The sequence below is a fragment of the Amycolatopsis orientalis DSM 40040 = KCTC 9412 genome (assembly GCF_000478275.1).
GTDB lineage: Bacteria > Actinomycetota > Actinomycetes > Mycobacteriales > Pseudonocardiaceae > Amycolatopsis > Amycolatopsis orientalis.
The window spans coordinates 169,629-187,695 of sequence record NZ_ASJB01000097.1; the positions used below are offsets into that span (position 1 = coordinate 169,629).

Sequence of the window (18,067 nt, forward strand, 5' to 3'; positions counted from 1 at the left end):
TCGAAACCTCACCTGATGCGGATCAGCGCGATCACGAAAGCGGTCACCGACGCCAGGACAGGTGCACCGATCGCGACGGCGGACGTCAGCAGGTACCGCTTCCTGACCAGTTCCTCTTTTCTGAACTCCTCCAAGGTCATGGGAACCACCAGGGCGAAATGGCCGACCCGCTTCGGAGCCGTGAATCCGCGATAGAGCAGCCACGTGAGGAGCAGCGAGGAGAATAGGCCGAATCCCGCTGAAACAACCGTACTTCTGGTGGAGTCGCTCCGAACCACGCCCAGCCACGACAGCGCCTGTGCGAGTACCAGGAGCGTCAGTCCGGCGCGCTCACTCCGGGAGGTCCTCTCCGTATGCGCCAATACGGTGCGTGGCGGCAGCCCGGCGAACTGGCGAGGTCTTGCCCAGTCTTCGACCAGGTATACCAGCGGTTCGATGCCGACGGCGAACGCGTCGTCGATGCCCAGTTGGACGACGAGGTCATCGTGCGTCAACTCTGGTGCCGCCCTCTCTCCCCATGGCGTTTTGCCCGAGTTCGAAACCACGGTTATGGAAAGCGTCCGTAGGTCCCTGTCGGTGGACATGCGCAGGTCATCGGGAGAATAGATGGCCGTTCCGGCGTGGAGTACCACGCTCTCCGCAGGATAAGCCTTGCGCAGTTTGACCAAAAGCGCCTCGATGTCGCTGATGGTCACCTGCAGTCTGCCCAAGCTGGAATGTCTTTCCCTGACCAGCTCTGCCACGCGTCCATCCGACATCGGGTGTCTCGGGCAGTGCCGAACCGTCCGCGCGGTCAGGAATCCCTTTCATACGGCGGGAAGTCCGGCGCCCGGCGCTCCTCCCAGCTGGCCAGACCCTCGGGGAGTTCAGGACGGCCGAAGGAGTCGAGCATCAGCGCGGTGGCTTCGCGCGCGGCTTCTTCGAGGGAGAGCCCGGCTTCCCTCGCGACCTGGCGTTTCATCAGCGCCATCGAGCGGGGCGCGCTGTAGGTGGCGAGTTCGGTGGCGTAGGCGTGTGCGCGCAGCGGGAGTTCCTCCGCCGGGACGATTTCCTGGACCAAGCCGTATTCGTGCGCCTGTTCGGCGGTGAAGGTCCGGCCGGACAGCAGCAGGTCGAGTGCCCGGCCCCGGCCGACGAGTTGCGGCAGGAGTTTCGCGATCCCGTATTCGGCGATGAGGCCGCGCCGGGCGAACGCGGTGGTGAACTTGGCGCCCGCGGCGGCGAACCGGACGTCGGCGGCGCAGGCGATCACGAAACCGAGTCCGGCGCAGCCGCCGTTGATGGCCGCGACGACGGGCACGTCGGCATAGGCGGCGGCCAGGACGTTCCGGAAGCCATCGTGCTCCGGCGGGGACACGGTGCTCGACGAGACGTCCGCCAGCAGGCCCAGATCCGCGCCGGGGCAGAAAGAACGCCCGCTTCCGGTGACGACGACGGCGCGCACGCGAGGGTCGGCCGACGCCTTGCCCAGCAGGTCCCCGTAGCGGACCTGCATCTGGGGATCCATCGCGTTGCCGCGTCCGGGTTTGTCGAAGGTGATCGTGGCGACGGCGCCGTCGACGGCGAACCGGACAGTGTCCACATCGGACTGGGTCACGTCGGGCCTCCTTGCCTCATAGTCATACTAAGCGGACGCTTAGGTGTTCGTCGAGGCCTTGACGGGTCCTGGGGCCGCTCCTACGGTCAGTCGTACCGACTGGTCGGTGTGGGGATGGTCAAGGAGGACACCTGCATGAGCCCTTACGACGCGAAGCCGTGGCTGGCCGCCTACGACGACCGGATGAAGGCCGCGGAAATCCCGGAGGCGACCACCGTGCCGTCGGCGTTCCGGCGGACGGCGCGGCGCTCCCCGGACGCCACCGCGATCGCCTACTTCGACGGCAGGATGAGCTACCGCGAGGTCGACGAGCTTTCCGACGGCATCGCGCGGCATCTGATCGCGTCCGGCTTCGCCCCCGGGGACAGGCTCGCGCTGATCCTGCAGAACATCCCGCAGTTCGTGCTGGCCCTGCTCGGCGCGTGGAAGGCGGGCGGGATCGTCGTCCCGGTCAACCCGATGTACCGCGAGCGGGAACTGCGGCACGTCTTCGGCGACGCCGGGGTCCGCGCGGTCGTGTGCTCGCAGAGCGGCTGGAACCGCCGCGTCGCGCCGCTCGTCCCCGGCAGCGGCGTGAAGATCGCGCTGACCACCAGTGAACTCGATCTGCAGACCCGCGACGACCCGCGCGTGTTCGGCAGGTCCGTCCGGGAGCCCACGCCAGGCGCGGCCGATCTGCTCAAGGTGGCGCGGGCCGCCGCCGGGGGACCGCCACCGGATCTCGCGTCCGGCCTGGACGACGTCGCGCTGATCAGCTACACCTCGGGCACCAGCGGAACCCCGAAGGGCGCCATGAACACCCATGGCAACCTCGGCGCGAACGCGGCCGTCCTCAGCACCTTCAGCGGTCTCGGCGAAGGCGCCACGCTGTTCGGCCTGGCGCCGCTGTTCCACATCACCGGCATGGTCTGCGAAATCGCCTCCGCCATCGACATCGGCGGCACGCTCGCGCTCGCGTACCGGTTCGAGCCCGGTGTCGTGCTCGACGCCTTCCTGGAGCACAAGCCCGCGTACACGGTCGGCCCGTCAACGGCGTACATGGCGCTGATGGCACAGCCCGATGTCGGCCGACGGCATTTCGAGTCGTTCCAGCTGCTGTACTCCGGCGGGGCGGCGCTGCCGCCCGCGGTCGTCGACGTGTTCCGCGAGCGGTTCGGGCACTACATCCACAACGGCTACGGCCTCACCGAGACGACCGCCGGCTGCATCGTCGTGCCGGGCAGCCTGGAGGCGCCCATCGACGAGGAGTCGGGGACGATCTCGATCGGCCTGCCCGTCCCCGGCACCGTCGTGCGCATCCTCGGCGAGGACAGCGAGGAGCTGCCGTTCGGGGAGGCGGGCGAGATCGCCGTCGAAGGACCGATGGTGATCCCCGGCTACTGGAACCGGCCCGAGGCGACCGAAGCGGCGCTTCCCGGCGGCAGGCTCCTGACCGGCGACATCGGCTTCATGGACCCACGCGGCTGGGTCTACGTCGTCGACCGCAAGAAGGACATGATCAACGCCTCCGGGTTCAAGGTGTGGCCCCGCGAGGTCGAGGACGTCCTGTACACGCATCCGGCGGTGCGTGAAGCGGCCGTCGTCGGCGTTCCGGACGACTATCGCGGCGAGACCGTGAAGGCCTACGTCAGCCCGGCGCCGGGCAGCACGCCCGATCCGGGGGATCTCGTCGCGTTCTGCAAGGAACGCCTCGCCGCGTACAAGTACCCGAGGGTGATCGAGGTGCTGGACGAACTGCCGAAGACGGTGAGCGGCAAGATCCTCCGCCGCGAACTCCGGGCCAGGGGCTGAGCCGGTGACCAGGAGCGGAACCGTCGGCTGTCCCGCTCCCCGGACCTCGACAAACCGGCCGGTATGCTGAATGTCCGCACGAGAAGGAGCCGGCCATGACACGAGCGACCACCCGCAAGGCGGGGACGGCCGAGGCGAGCGGCGACGACCAGGCCGCCGTACCGCGACGGCTGTTGTCGCACGCCACGAAACTCTTCGCCAAGAAGGGTTTCGACCGCACCTCCGTGCAGGAGATCGTGGAGGCGGCCGGGGTCACCAAGGGCGCGATGTACCACTACTTCGGCTCCAAGGACGACCTCCTTTACGAGATCTACGCCCGGGTGCTGCGTGCGCAGACCGAGCAACTGGAAAAGGTCGCTTCCAGTGAGGCGCCGCTGCGGGAGCGGCTGCGTTCGGCCGCCTCCGACGTCGTCGTCAGCACGATCGACAACCTCGACGACAACACGATCTTCATGCAGTCCATGCACCAGCTCAGCGTGGAGAAGCAGAAGGCCGTCCGCGCGGAACGCCGCAAGTACCACGAGCGGTTCCGCACGCTGATCGAGGAGGGCCAGGTGTCCGGCGAATTCCGCGCGGACAAACCGGCCGACGTGATCGTCGACTTCTTCTTCGGTTCGGTGCACCACCTTGGTTCCTGGTACCGGCGCGGCGGCGCGCTTTCGGCCCGCCAGATCGGCGACCACTACGCCGATCTCCTGCTGGCCGCGCTGCGACCCGAATAGCGCGGTGACCCGCCGGGTGCTCAGCCTGGCGGCGCGGCCACGAGACGTTCGGCGAACCAGTCGCAGCGGCGTTCGAGCACCGTTCCCACCTCCCATCCGGAGGTGAAGGCCACCATGCCTCTCGCCACTTCGTCGGCGGCTTCCGGTGGCCAGCCCTGGGCGGCCAGACTCGACCGCATCGCTTCGGCGTAGTCGGAGTAGGTGAAGCCGGGCAGTTCGGCGACGAGCGCCGTCGTCGTCCCTTCGTGCGAGTTCAGCCCGCAGAACGACCGGCCGCAGCCGCAGGCGGAATCCGGCGAGGTGTCGCCTTCGTCGCAGCACGGGGCGATCCAGATCAGTTCGCCCTCGACGCAGTGGTCGAAGTCGTTCTCCCGCGCACCCTGGGTCTTCGAGGTGGCCACGAGTAGTTTCATGATGACTCCCTGTTCGCTCTGATGTTCGAACAGGTTTTACCGGCGGGGTCCGACACTTTCCGGGGCGGACCCCGCCGGGAGGATCAGGCGGGCAGGTCGATCAGCGGCGCGAGGGCCGCGCGATGCCGTCCAGGAGTGCCCAAAGCGATCTCGTCGCTCTTCGCGCGTTTGAGGTACAGATGCGCGGGGTGCTCCCAGGTCATGCCGATCCCGCCGTGCAGCTGGATCGCCTCTTCGGTGGCGTGCACGGCGATGAGGGAGTTGCGCGCCTGCGCCACGGCGACGGCGATCGCGATGTCGTCACCGGAAGCCAGGCAGTCGGCGGCGTAGCGGGCGGTCGCCCTGGCATTGACCAGATCCGTGTACAGATTCGCCAGCCGGTGCTTCAGCGACTGGAAGGAGCCGACCTGACGGCCGAACTGGTAGCGCTCCTTGAGGTAGCGCACCGTTTCGGTCAGCGCCCATTCGGCGATCCCGAGCTGTTCCGAAGCGAGCAGGCCCGCCGCGGTCACGAGCGCGGTGTCCAAAGCGGACGGTGCGGTGGCGGGGTCGGCGACCCGCTTCGCGACCACGTTCTCCAGCGTGACGTCGGAAATGCGCCGGGTCAGGTCGAGCGAGGTCGCCTCGGTGACCGTCACCCCCGCCGAAGCGGCGTCGACGGTGTAGAGGCCGGGACCGTCGGGGCCGACCGCCGGGACGACGATCAGTTCGGCCACCGAGGCGTCGGCGACACTGCGGACCTGACCGCTGAGCGTGCCGTCCGCGGCCGCGGTGACCGTCGAGGGGAACCCGGTGCCGGGTGCGGTCGACAGCGGGACGGCCAGCGCGCCGATGAGCGTGCCCGCGGCCAGTTTCCCCAGTCGTTCGGTCACTTCCGGCTGTGAGGTGTCGGTCGCCAGCAGGGCCGTCGTCGCCAGCACGGCACTGCCGAGATAGGGGACGGGGGCGACGCTGCGCCCGAGTTCCTCCATCACGACGGCGACTTCGCGCGCCGAAGCGCCGTGCCCGCCCAGCGCCTCCGGGACGGCGAGGCCCGCCGCGCCGAGATCGGCGGCGAGGGTGCGCCACAGCTTCAGGTCGTACGGTTCCGCCGTCTCGGTCCTGGCGATCAGCGACGCCGGTTCGGCGCGGTCCTTGAGCAGGTCGCGGACACTCGCGCGAAGGTCCTCTTCGACCTCGGAATACAGCAGGTCGCTCATCGGGGCAGGTCCTTCCAGGCGACGTCCTTGTCGATCCGCGGCTCGGACGGCAGTCCCAGCACGCGTTCGGCGATGATGTTGCGCAGGACCTCCGAGGTGCCGCCCTCGATGGAGTTCCCCTTCGCGCGCAGGTAGCGGTAGCCGGCTTCGCGGCCGAGGAAGTTCACGCCGTCGGGACGCCGCATCGTCCAGTCGTCGTAGCGCAGGCCCTCGTCGCCGAGCAGTTCGATCTCCAGCCCGGACGCGGCCTGATTCAGTTCGGAGAACGCCACCTTGACCGCCGAACCCTCCGGTCCCGGCGCGCCGGCGGCCAGTTGCTGCCGCAGCCGCGAGGCGACCAGGCGCAGGCTCTCGCCCTCCACCCACAGTTTCAGCAGGCGGTCGTGGAGTTCCGAAGTCCGCAGTTCCGGGCGCTCGCGCCAGGTTTTCGTGACGACGCCGACCATCCCGCCGTCGCGCGGGAACTCGGTCCCGCCGATCGCGACCCGTTCGTTCATCAACGTGGTCTGCGCGACCTTCCAGCCCTCGCCGACCGCGCCGAGGCGGTGCGCGTCGGGGATGCGGACCTCGCTGAGGAAGACCTCGTTGAACTCGGCCTCGCCGGTGATCTGGCGCAGCGGCCGGACTTCGACCCCGGGGGCGGTCATGTCGCACAGGAAGTACGTCATGCCACGGTGCTTCGGCACGTCGGGATCGGTGCGGGTGACCAGGATGGCCCACTGCGACTTGTGCGCGCCCGACGTCCAGACCTTCTGCCCGGTCACCACCCAGTCGTCGCCGTCGCGTACCGCGCGGGTGCCCAGCGCGGCGAGGTCGGATCCGGCGCCGGGCTCGCTGAACAGCTGGCACCACACCTCCCGCTCGGTCCACAGTGGACGAAGGAAGCGCTGATGCTGCTCCGGCGTGCCGAAGGCGAGGATGGTCGGCGCGGCCATGCCGAGGCCGATCCCGATCCGCCGTTTGTCGTTGTCCGGCGCGCCCGCCGCGGCGAGTTCTTTGTCCACAACGGACTGAAGGGACCGCGGCGCGCCGAGTCCGCCGAGTCCTTCGGGGAAGTGGATCCAGGCGAGCCCGGCGTCGAACCGGGCGTCGAGGAAGTCCTGGCGTGGCGTGCTTTCCGGCGGATACGCGGCCAGCAGCTCGGCCACGCGCCGCTTGAGGTCCTCTACGGTGGTCACTTCGAGCCCTCCCCGCGGTACTTCTTCAGTTCACGGTGCGCCAGCGAACGCTTGTGCACCTCGTCCGGACCGTCGGCCAGGCGCAGCGTCCGCACCTGCGCCCACATCTCGGCGACCGGGAAGTCCTGGCTGACCCCGCCCGCGCCGAACAGCTGCACGGCCTTGTCGAGGATCCACTCGACGGTGATCGGCGTGGAGATCTTGATCGCCTGGATCTCGGTGTGCGCGCCCTGGTTCCCGACGGTGTCCATCAGCCACGCGGTCTTGAGCACCAGCAGCCGCTGCTGTTCGATCTTGACCCGCGACTCGGCGATCCAGTCCTGCACCACGCCCTGTTCGGCGATCGGCTTGCCGAAGGTCTCGCGCGAAAGCGCCCGGCGGCACATCAGTTCCAGCGCGCGTTCGGCCATCCCGATGGCGCGCATGCAGTGATGGATCCGACCGGGGCCGAGGCGGGCCTGGGCGATGGCGAACCCGTCGCCCTCGCCGGCGATGAGGTTCTCGGCGGGCACGCGGACGTCGTCGAAGATCACCTCGGCGTGCCCGCCGTGGTCGCCGTCGGTGTAGCCGAACACGTGCATGCCGCGCTTCACGGTCATGCCGGGGGTGTCGCGGGGGACCAGGATCATGCTCTGCTGCTTGTGCGCGGGCGCGTCCGGATCGGTCTTGCCCATCACGATGAAGATCTTGCAGTTCGGGTTCATCGCGCCGGAGATGTACCACTTACGGCCGTTGATGACGTACTCGTCGCCGTCACGGCGGATGCTGGTGGCGATGTTGCGCGCGTCGGACGAGGCGACGTCGGGCTCGGTCATCGCGAAGGCGGACCGGATCTCGCCCTCCAGCAGCGGCTGGAGCCACTGCTTCCGCTGCTGTTCGGAGCCGAACATGGTGAGGACTTCCATGTTGCCGGTGTCCGGGGCGGCGCAGTTGAGCGCGGTCGGGGCGAGCCGGAGGCTGCGGCCGGTGATCTCGGCGAGCGGCGCGTACTGGAGGTTCGTCAGCCCCGCGCCGTGGTCGCCGGGGAGGAAGAAGTTCCACAGACCGCGTTTGCGGGCCTCGGCCTTCAGTTCTTCGACGATCGGCGGCTGCGACCATTCACTGTCGCGTTCGGCGAGTTGCCGTTCGAAGACGGATTCGGCGGGGTAGATGTGCGAATCCATGAACTCGAGGAGTTTTCCCCGCAGTTCCTCGGTTTTCGCGTCGAAGGCGAAGTCCATCCTTATCCCTCTTCCTTGAGAGTCTCATTGCCGTGCGCGATCAACGGGACGACGCCCGCGCCGATGCCGTCGAATCCGGCGCCGACGGTCTTGCCCTGGCTGTAGCGGAGGTGGATGCCTTCCAGGATCACCGCGAGTTTGAAGAAGGCGAAGCCCACGTACCAGTTCAGCCGCGAGACATCGCGGCCCGAACGCTCGGCGTAGCGCGCGACGACCTCGTCGTTGCTCGGATATCCCGGCGCCGAACTGGCGTTGGACACGAACTGCAGCGAGACCTTGTCTCGTTCGGCGTAGGCCACCAGCAGTGCGAGGTCGGTCAGCGGGTCGCCGAGGGTGGACATCTCCCAGTCCAGTACCGCGGTGATCCGGTCGTCGGCGTTCACCAGCACGTTGTCCAGCCGGTAGTCCCCGTGGACGATCGACGGCCTGCCCGATTCCGGCACCGACGACGCGAGCCGGTCGTGCAGTTCGTCGACGCCGGGCAGGTCGCGGCTGCGGTTGCCGTCGAGCTGCTTCTTCCAGCGCCGCAACTGGCGGTCGAGGAAGCCCTCCGGACGGCCGAAGTCGCCCAGCCCCACCGATTCCGGCTCGACGGCGTGCAGATCGACCAGGGTGTCGACGAGCGCGTCCGCGATGGCCTTCGTCCGGGCGGGGCCGAGCACGGCCAGTTCGGTGTCCGTGCGGAAGGGCGTGCCCTCGACGAACTCCATCACGTAGAACCGCGAGCCGATGACGTCGATGTCCTCGCACAGCAGCACGGTTTCCGGCACCGGGACCGCCGTGCCGTGCAGGCCGGAGATCACCCGGAACTCGCGGCCCATGTCGTGCGCCGTCGGCAGGACATGGCCCAGCGGCGGGCGGCGGACCACCCAGCGGGACCGGCCGTCGCCCACCACGTAGGTGAGGTTGGACCGGCCCCCTTCCACGATCCGGCCGCTCAGGTCGCCCTGGACGAGGCCCGGCCGGTGCTCGTCCAGGTGGGCCTTGAGCCTGGCCAGGTCGAGGCCCGGCAGGTCGGTCTGGTTCATCGTGCCTCCAGCGTCTGACTTTCCGGTTACAGTACCGACCAGTCGGTATGTCGGGAAGTGGTGGTCCGGCCGGGTGCCGGAGGTCACTTCCTCAGGCGATGAGCCGGGCGACCATCTCCGCGACGCACGCCGGTTTCGGCTCGCCGTCGATCTCGATCGTCCACCGCACGACGGCCTGTTTGCCACCGGGGACGTCGGTGACCTCGACCAGTTCGGCGCCCGCGCGGATCTTCGAGCCCACCTTGACCGGCTGGGGGAACCGGACCTTGTTGAGGCCGTAGTTGATGCCCATCTTGAGCCCGTTGACCCGGTAGATCTTCCCGACGAAGCCCGAAATGAGCGACAGCGTCAGGAAACCGTGGGCGATCGGCGCCCCGAACGGGCCCTCGGCGGCCTTCTCGACGTCGACGTGGATCCACTGGTGGTCGTCGGTGGCGTCGGCGAACAGGTTGACCCGCTCCTGGGTGAGCGTCATCCATTCGCTGTACCCGAAGTGCTCGCCGACGGCGTTCTCGAAGTCCTGCAGGGAGGCGAATTCGCGCATGGCTCAGTCCTTCGGTCCGCCGGCGACGTAGATGACCTGGCCGGAGATGAATCCGGCGCCGTCGCTCACCAGGAACGACGTGAGGTTGGCGATGTCGTCGGGGGTGCCGACGCGCTGCACCGGGATCTGCGACGCGGCCGCCGCCTTGAAGTCCTCGAACGACATGCCGAGCCGTTCGGCGGTCGCCGCGGTCATGTCGGTGGCGATGAAGCCGGGGGCGATGGCGTTCGCGGTGACGTTGAACTTGCCCAGTTCGATGGCGAGGGTCTTGGTGAAGCCCTGCATGCCCGCCTTGGCCGCGGAGTAGTTGACCTGCCCGCGGTTGCCCAGTGCCGAGGTGCTGGACAGGTTGACGATGCGGCCCCACTTCTCCTGCGTCTGGTACTTCTGCACCTCGCGGGTCATCAGGAACGAGCCCTTCAGGTGCACGCCCAGCACCGAGTCCCAGTCCTGCTCGGTCATCTTGAACAGCAGGTTGTCGCGGGTGATGCCGGCGTTGTTGATCAGCACGGTCGGCGCGCCGAGTTCCTCGGCCACCCGGGTCACCGCGGCTTCGACCTGCGCGGCGTCGACCACGTCCAGCGCGACACCGACGGCCTTGCCGCCCTCGGCGACAATCGCTTCGGCTCCCTGCTTGACGCCCGCCTCGTCGAGGTCCAGCAGGCCGACGGCGAATCCGTCGGAGGCGAGCCGCTTGGCCACGGCGGCGCCGATGCCACGGCCGGCACCGGTGACGATCGCTACGCGGGAGGGGTGTTCGGTCACGGGTGACTCCTCGTCGTCGAGTGGAAGTGCCGTCGAGTCTGCCGTACTAAGCGGTTGCTTTCCAAGGAAACCAGGGGACGTGTCCCGCATCGGCGACGGCGTCCGTATCGCGATCGCCGAGCTGGCTGCCCCGGACGGCCTTTCCTGTGACTGGGATCACGTCACCTGGGGTTATCGGGTCAGGGCCGATCAAGGTCGCGTTCGACTGGCTGAAGGGGACTTTCCCCGCATCTCATGCGGCGAAGGGCGCTTTCCCCGCATGCGATGCGGGGAAAGCGCCCTTCAGCGCTGCGACGTCGTGCGGCCGACGGCGTGCCACGACCGCTGATGGCGCCCAGGCGTGCGCGGGGCCGGGCGCTCAGCGCCGGATGAGGCCGAGGCCGGTCGCGGTGGCGACGGCCGAGGTCCGTGAGTCGACGCCGAGCTTGGTGTAGCTGCGGGCCAGATGGGATTTCACGGTTCCCTCGGTCAGGTGCAGCCGATCGGCGATGGCCCGGTTGGACAGGCCGTCGGCGACCAGGGTGAGGACTTCGATCTCCCGCCGGGTCAGCGCGAGAGCGGGTCGGCGCATGCGGTTCATGAGGCGGTCGGCGACGGTGGGGGCGAGAGTGGTGCGCCCGGCGGCCGCGGTGCGCACGGCGGCGGCCAGATCCTCGGGAGGGGCGTCCTTGAGGAGGTAGCCGGTGGCCCCGGCTTCGATCGCGGGCAGCGTGTCGGCGTCGGTGTCGTAGGTGGTGACGATCAGGACCCGGGGCGCTCCCGGCCGGGCGGTGATCGCGGCGGTGGCCTCCGCCCCGTTCATGCCGGTGCCGAACTGCAGGTCCATCAGGACGACGTCGATGTCGCCTTCGGCGGCGCGGGCCACCGCGGCCTCGGCGGTCGCGGCCTCGGCGACGACGAGGAGACCGGGTTCGGTTTCGAGCACGGCGCGGAGCCCCGCCCGGACCACCGGGTGGTCGTCGGCGACGAGAAGACGGATCGGGGTGCCGGTCACGGGCGGTCCTCGGGCTCGGCGGCGAGGGGCAAGCGGGCGGCGAGGGCGGTGCCGTGGCCGGGGGAGGACTCGATGGTGAGCGTGCCGTCGAGCGCTTGGGTCCGGCTTCGCATCGCGGCCAGTCCGAAGCCGCCGGTCTCGGGGTCCGGGGAGGATGGCCTGTCGACGTCGAAGCCGATCCCGTCGTCGACGACGTCCAAGGCGATGTGCCCGCCCAGGAAGCTCAGGGTGACGTCGACGGTGGTGGCCTCGGCGTGGCGGACGGTGTTCGCGAGCGCCGCTTGCCCGATCCGCAGCAAGGCGACCTCGTGCGCGGTCGGCAGCGGCGTGGGGTCGCCGGTGAGGTGGAAGCGCGCGGTGATCCGGTGGCGGGCGCTGGTGGTGGCGCACAGCCGTTCCAGCGCACTGGCCAAAGTGGTGTCGTCGAGGGCGGGCGGGGCGAGGGCCGCGACGAACCGGCGGGCCTCGGCGAGGTTGTCCGCCGCCGCTTGGCGTGCCTGGTCCACGTAACGACCGGCGTTCCCGGCGGTCTCGGGCAGGGTCCGTCCGGCCGCGCGCAAAAGGAGCTGGATGCTGGACAGCCCTTGCGCGAGGGTGTCGTGGATTTCGCGGGCCAGGCGTTCCCGCTCGGCCATCACCCCGGCGACGTGCTGGGCCTCGGCCAGGTCGGCGCGGGTGGCGGTGAGTTCCTCGATCAGGTGACGGCGTCGCTCGCTTTCGCGGTACAGGGCCTGGTATCCCCAGACGACGGCGACCGCGACGGCGGCCCCGAGCGCCGGGCCGATCGCGGCGGCCGGGCTGAAGAACCCTTGGTGGGCGGCGAACGCGGTGATGGCGGCGATCGCGGTCGCGATCACCGCGAGCAGCCCCGCCCGCCGGGAGAGCAGATGGAGCTGCAGGAAGTACAACGGGAAGGCGACCCAGACGCCGTCGGCGGTCAGTACCAGCAGGACGAGCCACACCGCGCCCAATACGGCCAGCCATCCCGCGGCGAGCCCGCGGGAGGCGCGCACCCGGGGCAGCAGGGGCCCGGCCGCGTACACCAGCCCGCACACCACCGCCACCGCCACGATCGCACCGGTCCGGGGCAGGCCGCCGGTGACGGCGCGCCCCACGGCGAGGACCAGCAGGGCGACGAGCAGCAGGTGCAGGCACCAGGTCAGGACCCGGCCGGTCGGCGGCAGGGCGGGAGCGGCGGTGTTCACGATGCGTCCAGGCTACGGAGACGGACCGGGAACCGCCTCTATCGAAAGGTGGAACCGGCGCGCCGTCCTTCGGCGTGCGAAGAGCCATCTCCGGCCGGACGCCCCGGCGCCCGGCGTCGGCGATCGTGGAGACGTACCCCATCCACCCGCCGGAAAGGACAGCCCGGAGCCGTGTTCGTCGCCTGGAGAGACCTGAAATTCGCCAAAGGGCGCTTCGCGCTGATGGGCACGGTCGTCGTGCTGATCACCCTGCTGGTCGGCCTGCTGTCCGGGTTGACCGCCGGACTGGGGCAGCAGAACATCTCCGCCGTCACCGGCCTGCCCGCCGACAAGATCGTCTTCGCCGCTCCCGGTGCCGGGCAAGGCCTTTCCTACGCCAACTCGGTGGTGACCGAGGAGCAGCGACGGCTGTGGGCCACAACCCCCGGTGTCACCGGCGTCGAACCGTTGGGCATCGCCACCACCAAGGCCACCGCCGGGGATCGCGGCGGCGGGGTCTCCGTCTTCGGTGTCCGGACCGGCTCGCCGCTCGCTCCGGACAGTGGTGCGATCGCCGGAGACTCGGTGGTGCTTTCGGCGTCCGCCGCCGACGACCTCGGCGTCGGGACCGGGGGAACCATCACGCTGGCGGGGCGGCCGCTCACCGTGGCCGCGGTGGCGGGTGACGCCTGGTTCAGTCATACCCCGGTGATCTGGGCCAGCCTGGCCGTCTGGGCGAAGACGGCGCCACCCACCGGCGGCGAGCCGATCGCGACCGTGCTCGCGCTGACCACCACCGCTGACGCCGCCGTCGCCGCCACCGACCAGGCCGCGGCCACGACGACGGTTTCGAAGGACGAGTCGTTGTCCGCGATCGGTTCCTACACTTCCGAAAACGGCTCCCTGCAGCTGATGCGCGGCTTCCTGTTCGCCATCTCCGCCCTGGTGATCGGCGCGTTCTTCACCGTCTGGACCATCCAGCGCAGTGGCGACATCGCCGTCCTCAAGGCACTGGGCGCCACCACGGCGGGCCTGTTGAAGGACGCGCTGGGCCAGGCCGTCGTCCTCCTTGTCGGCGGCACCCTTCTCGGCACCGGGCTGGCTGCCGGGCTCGGCGCCGTCCTCGCCGGCTCGGCCGTGCCCTTCGTGCTGACACCCGGCACGGTCCTCTTCCCCGCCGCCGTGACGATCCTGCTCGGCGCGCTGGGGGCCGGGCTGTCCGTCCGGCGCGTCACCTCCGTCGACCCGCTGACCGCCTTGGGGAGCGCACGATGAGCTTGAACCTGACCGGCATCACCCTCACCTATCCCGACGGCGACTCCCGGCTCACCGCGCTCGACGACGTCACCCTCGACGTTCCCCGCGGCAGCCTGACCGCGGTCGCCGGCCCGTCGGGTTCCGGCAAGTCCAGCCTGCTCGCCGTCGCCGCCACCCTCATCACGCCCGACAGCGGGACCGTCACCGTCGACGGCACCGTGACCACCGGTCTGAGCCGCGGCGAACTCACCGACCTCCGCCGCCGCAAGATCGGGATCGTCTTCCAGCAGCCCAATCTGCTGCCCTCGCTCACCGCCGCCGAACAGCTCCAGGTCATGGCCCGGATCGACGGCCGTTCACCCGCCAAGGCACGCGGCCGGGCCATGGACCTGCTCGACGCCGTGGGGCTGGCACCCCAGGCGGGCCGCCGTCCGCATCAGCTCTCCGGTGGCCAGCGACAGCGCGTGAACATCGCCCGCGCGCTGATGAACGAACCCACCGTGCTCCTGGTCGACGAGCCGACGAGCGCACTCGACCACGAACGCGGCGCCGCGGTGATCGCCCTGCTGGCCCGCCTCACCTACCAGCGCGCCACCGCGACCGTCCTGGTCACCCACGACGCCACGCATCTCACCGCCGTCGACCGGATCGCCGAAGTCCACGATGGACGGTTGGGCGCCCGCGTGGTCAGCCCGCCAGGGCTTCGGCCTGCTCGGTCACCGGTGCGGTGACCACGCGCGCCGGGATGAGCAGCGACGCCAGCGCGATCAGCCCGGTCAGCGCCATCGCCCGTTCGACGAGCCCCAGCGGGATCGCCTGCCACCACGGCCTGCCGCCGTTCATCGAGACCACGATCGCCCCGAGGATCACGCCGAACCAGGCCAGCGCCGCCACCGCGAGCACCCGCGTCACCGCGCGGCGGGCGGGGGAGGAGGAGAAGACGGCCTTCGCGGCGAACCACACGGCCAGTGGCAGCGCGATGAAGGCGACGACACTGGCGATGCGGTGCACGGTGCCGCCGGTGCTCGGGCCGATCGCCCAGTTGTTCTTCGGGAACGCCACGATCACCACCAGGCTCACCGTCCAGAGCGCGCAGAAGAGCGAGGCCGCGGACAGGGCGGGAAGGTGCTTGCGGCGGATCAGCGCGCCGAAACCGATCGCCGAGCCGAACGCGACCAGCAGGACCGCGACGTCGAAGATCCACTTGTGCTCGCTCAGCGCGTATTCGCTGATGGTGCGGCGGACCGGGCTGATGTCGCTGGTGGCGGGGAGCACCTGCAGCAGCAGGATCAGCAGCGCTCCGCCGGCGACCGAGACCACGGCGGCCAGCAGGGCCAGCGGTGACCGGGCGGTGACCTGGGGCGTCGTCATGGTGGAAAGGTAACCACGCGATCCTGAAGGTTTTCTTAGGCCGACCTGTCGGAATCGACAGGAAAGTCCCATTCCGCGGCACGGTCGGTGGTGATCGTTCCGGCACGGTCGGTGAGATCGTTGGGCCGAAAGGGGTGTACGCGACTTGTGGCGGGTCCCCCGGACGGGGTCTCGGGTCTAGGGTCTCGCTACCGGTGACCTCACCCGGTCACCGGACTGTCCAAGGAGGTCAGTCTGTGGGGTATTCACCAAATCGGCGAAGAGCGGGATGGACGGCGGCGACACTGGTGCTCGCCGGCGCTTTCGTGGCACTTCCGTCGGCCACGACGGCGGGGGCCGCGGACAACGTGGTGCGGGCCGGCCAGGCCGTACCGCGGTCCTGTTTCGCCGCGTTGCAGAAGCCGGGTACGTCCGGCACCGATCGCCGCGAGTTCACGTCCACAGTGGACGGTCTGCTGCAGGCGCGGCTCGCGCCTCGTGGCGGCACCGAGGGCGACTGGGATCTCGCGGTCTTCGACCAGGCCACCGGTGCCGTGGTCGCCGCGTCCGCCGCGTTGCGCAGCCACGAGCTCGCCGAAGGCTTCGTGAAGAAGGACCAGAAGCTGGTCGTGCAGACCTGCCGGTACGACGGGCAGACGCGCGACGCGCTGCTGGGCGTCGATTTCCTCGCGCTCACGCCGCAGGGAACGCCGACCGGTGCCGCGCCCGCGCCGCAGCGCGCCGAACTGGTCCGCGTCGAGACCCCGGCGAAGAAGGACAAGGACAAGCTCCTCCGGCTCGGCCTGGACGTCACCGAGAAGGCCGACGCCACCGGTGTCGAGGTCGTCCTCGCCAACGACGCCGACCGCAAGACGCTGGCGGACAGTGGCTTCAAGTCGAAGGTGATCGACGCCGATCTCTCGGGGAGGTCGATCAACAACGCCAAGGCCGACCGCGAGTACGCCGCGAAGACGCCCGGCTCGACCCTGCCGTCCGGGCGTACCAGCTACCGGCACCTGTACGACTACCAGTTCGAGGTCAAGGAACTGGCCCGCAAGAACCCCAAGCTCGTCACGGCGTTCACCCTGCCGCAGCCGACCTGGGAAGGCCGTGACGTCGTCGGCCTCGAGATCGCGACCGACGTCAAGAACATCGCCGACGGCAAGCCCGTCAACTTCACCATGGGCGTGCACCACGCCCGGGAGTGGCCAGCCGGCGAGCACGCCATGGAATGGGCCCACGAACTGATCAAGGGCTACACCGGCGGCAACGCCGAAATCCGTGGCCTGGTCGGCCGGACCCGCAACATCGTCGTGCCGATCGTCAACGCCGACGGCTTCGAAATCTCCCGTGAAGCCGAGCCCAAGGGCGACTTCTCACGCTTCGACTACGAGATGAAGCGCAAGAACTGCAACGTCAACGACTCGCCCAAGGAGTTCGCGACCGGCGTCTGCAAGGCCAACCCCGGCGGCCGTGAACGCGGCACCGACCCGAACCGCAACTACGCGGGCTTCTGGGGCGGCGCCGGCGCGTCGACCCTGTGGCGCAGCGACACGTTCCGCGGCTCCGGCCCGTTCTCCGAGCCCGAGACGCAGAACATCCGCTCGATCGTGTCCAACCGCCAGGTGACCAACCTGATCACGCTGCACACCTTCTCCAACCTGGTGCTGCGTGTCCCGGGTGTCGCCGCCGTCCGCCCGCCGCTCGACGAACCGGCGTACAAGGCACTCGGCGACAAGATGGCCTCGCGTAACGGATACACCAGCCAGCCGTCGTGGGCGCTCTACGACACGACCGGTTCGACCGAGGACTGGTCGTACTGGGCCACCGGTGGCTGGGGCTTCACGTTCGAGGTCGGCCCCAACGAGTTCCACCCGCCGTTCTCCGACGGTGTCGTCGCCGAGTACACCGGCGTCGCCCCCGCGGCGGGTGCGGGCAAGGGCGGTAACCGGCAGGCCTTCGTCGACATGCTGGCCAACACCGCGGACCCGGCGGCGCACTCGACGCTGATCGGCACCGCACCGAAGGGCTACCAGCTGAAGCTGCACAAGACCTTCCAGACGCCGACCTCGCCGGTGGTGCAGCCGGACGGCTCGACGAAGCCGCCGATCTACGTGACCGACACCCTGAACTCGTCGCTGGCCTCGACCGGCGGCCGGTTCGCGTGGTCGGTCAACCCGTCGACCCGGCCCTACGTCGCGGGCCGTTATGGCCGCGAGCCGCAGGGACCGGCGCAGCCCGCGATCCAGGCGGTCAACCCGGCCGGGGTCCCGGCGATCAACCAGAACTACCCGACCGACCCGACGTCGGAGAGCTTCACCTTCCACGTCGACGGGCTGCCGAAGGTGGACAACGGGAAGTTCAGCGTCGACGTCAAGTGGGCCAGCCAGGACACCGACTGGGATCTGTACGTCTTCGACGCCGCGGGCAACATGGTGTCGTCGTCGGCGAACGGTTCGACCACGGAAGAGCACGCGATCCTGTACGACCCGCCCGCCGGGGACTACCGGGCCGTGCTGGTGAACTACGCGCAGGCGAGCCCGTCCACTGTGGACGATTGGACCGGCGGCGTGTCGTTCCAGTCGCCGATCCCGCCGACCTACGGCCCCAAGGAGGCGTACCAGCTGACCTGTACGTCGCCGAAGGGCAAGCTCGTCGGGCTGGCGGACGTCTACATCGACCGCGGCCAGACGGTCGACGTCGGTGAGGTCTGCACCCGCTCCGCGCGCGCCTCGAAGGAGCGCTCGGTCCGGTAAGTCCCAGCGCGTGAAGGCCCCCTTCCCCTTGGGTTCTAGTGGTGGTTGCAACACCTGACTTTGTTCGGG

Annotated in this window: 17 protein-coding genes; 5 read left to right on the top strand and 12 right to left on the bottom strand. The window is 69.5% G+C overall.

All coding sequences use genetic code 11. The annotated features are described in order from the left end of the window. Positions 1-8: 8 nt before the first annotated feature. Positions 9-695 (bottom strand): hypothetical protein, encoded by a 687-nt coding sequence (locus L324_RS39385; RefSeq protein WP_037321125.1) that lies wholly within the window; start codon positions 693-695, stop codon positions 9-11. A 98-nt stretch (positions 696-793) separates the two neighbouring features. After that, positions 794-1,597 carry an enoyl-CoA hydratase-related protein gene (locus tag L324_RS39390; RefSeq protein ID WP_037321127.1) on the bottom strand — a complete coding sequence of 268 codons (804 nt, stop codon included), beginning with the start codon at positions 1,595-1,597 and terminating at the stop codon, positions 794-796. Positions 1,598-1,732: 135 nt separating this feature from the next. Between L324_RS39390 and L324_RS39395 the strand changes: the two genes are divergently transcribed. Both L324_RS39395 and L324_RS39400 read left to right on the top strand, forming a co-directional pair. Beyond that, positions 1,733-3,388, top strand: coding sequence for an AMP-binding protein (locus L324_RS39395; RefSeq protein WP_037321208.1), 1,656 nt, complete (start codon positions 1,733-1,735; stop codon positions 3,386-3,388). Positions 3,389-3,483: 95 nt separating this feature from the next. Next, positions 3,484-4,110 carry a TetR/AcrR family transcriptional regulator gene (locus L324_RS39400; RefSeq protein WP_037321129.1) on the top strand — a complete coding sequence of 209 codons (627 nt, stop codon included), beginning with the start codon at positions 3,484-3,486 and terminating at the stop codon, positions 4,108-4,110. Positions 4,111-4,130: 20 nt separating this feature from the next. On the opposite strand, the gene L324_RS39405 is transcribed toward L324_RS39400, so the two are convergent. The 9 genes from L324_RS39405 to L324_RS39445 all read right to left on the bottom strand — a co-directional run bounded on the left by L324_RS39405 (position 4,131) and on the right by L324_RS39445 (position 12,656). Next, on the bottom strand, positions 4,131-4,523 hold the full coding sequence (locus L324_RS39405; protein WP_051174377.1) for a DUF7715 family protein: 393 nt from the start codon (positions 4,521-4,523) through the stop codon (positions 4,131-4,133). 83 nt (positions 4,524-4,606) lie between these two features. Further along, positions 4,607-5,722, bottom strand: a complete 1,116-nt coding sequence (locus L324_RS39410; RefSeq protein WP_037321131.1) for an acyl-CoA dehydrogenase family protein — start codon at positions 5,720-5,722, stop codon at positions 4,607-4,609. Beyond that, positions 5,719-6,900 carry an acyl-CoA dehydrogenase family protein gene (locus L324_RS39415; protein WP_037321132.1) on the bottom strand — a complete coding sequence of 394 codons (1,182 nt, stop codon included), beginning with the start codon at positions 6,898-6,900 and terminating at the stop codon, positions 5,719-5,721. The genes L324_RS39410 and L324_RS39415 overlap by 4 nt, the downstream gene beginning before the upstream one ends. After that, the gene (locus L324_RS39420; protein ID WP_037321134.1) at positions 6,897-8,120 is read right to left on the bottom strand and encodes an acyl-CoA dehydrogenase family protein; all 1,224 of its coding nucleotides are present in this window, start codon (positions 8,118-8,120) and stop codon (positions 6,897-6,899) included. The genes L324_RS39415 and L324_RS39420 overlap by 4 nt, the downstream gene beginning before the upstream one ends. 2 nt (positions 8,121-8,122) lie before the next feature. Further along, a complete protein-coding gene (locus tag L324_RS39425; RefSeq protein ID WP_037321136.1) occupies positions 8,123-9,148 on the bottom strand; it encodes a phosphotransferase family protein in 1,026 nt (341 codons plus the stop codon). 91 nt (positions 9,149-9,239) lie between these two features. Continuing rightward, positions 9,240-9,692 carry a MaoC family dehydratase gene (locus L324_RS39430; RefSeq protein WP_037321138.1) on the bottom strand — a complete coding sequence of 151 codons (453 nt, stop codon included), beginning with the start codon at positions 9,690-9,692 and terminating at the stop codon, positions 9,240-9,242. A 3-nt stretch (positions 9,693-9,695) separates the two neighbouring features. Then, positions 9,696-10,457, bottom strand: a complete 762-nt coding sequence (fabG, locus tag L324_RS39435) for a 3-oxoacyl-ACP reductase FabG (RefSeq protein ID WP_037321141.1) — start codon at positions 10,455-10,457, stop codon at positions 9,696-9,698. Positions 10,458-10,815: 358 nt separating this feature from the next. Next, the gene (locus L324_RS39440) at positions 10,816-11,451 is read right to left on the bottom strand and encodes a response regulator (protein ID WP_037321143.1); all 636 of its coding nucleotides are present in this window, start codon (positions 11,449-11,451) and stop codon (positions 10,816-10,818) included. Beyond that, positions 11,448-12,656, bottom strand: coding sequence for a sensor histidine kinase (locus L324_RS39445; RefSeq protein ID WP_037321145.1), 1,209 nt, complete (start codon positions 12,654-12,656; stop codon positions 11,448-11,450). The genes L324_RS39440 and L324_RS39445 overlap by 4 nt, the downstream gene beginning before the upstream one ends. 171 nt (positions 12,657-12,827) lie before the next feature. Between L324_RS39445 and L324_RS39450 the strand changes: the two genes are divergently transcribed. Next, on the top strand, positions 12,828-13,910 hold the full coding sequence (locus L324_RS39450; protein ID WP_037321147.1) for an ABC transporter permease: 1,083 nt from the start codon (positions 12,828-12,830) through the stop codon (positions 13,908-13,910). Further along, complete coding sequence (locus tag L324_RS39455; RefSeq protein WP_037321150.1) at positions 13,907-14,623, top strand: ABC transporter ATP-binding protein; 717 nt, start codon at positions 13,907-13,909, stop codon at positions 14,621-14,623. The genes L324_RS39450 and L324_RS39455 overlap by 4 nt, the downstream gene beginning before the upstream one ends. Here the strand turns inward: L324_RS39455 and L324_RS39460 are convergent. After that, entirely contained in the window at positions 14,580-15,263 is a 684-nt protein-coding gene (locus tag L324_RS39460) for a DUF998 domain-containing protein (RefSeq protein WP_037321153.1), read from the bottom strand. The two genes, L324_RS39455 and L324_RS39460, sit on opposite strands and share 44 nt — an antisense overlap. A gap of 236 nt (positions 15,264-15,499) precedes the next feature. Here L324_RS39460 and L324_RS39465 point away from each other — a divergent pair, with 236 nt between their 5' ends. Then, positions 15,500-17,998 (top strand): M14 family zinc carboxypeptidase, encoded by a 2,499-nt coding sequence (locus tag L324_RS39465; protein ID WP_235783778.1) that lies wholly within the window; start codon positions 15,500-15,502, stop codon positions 17,996-17,998. The last annotated feature ends 69 nt before the right edge of the window (positions 17,999-18,067 follow it).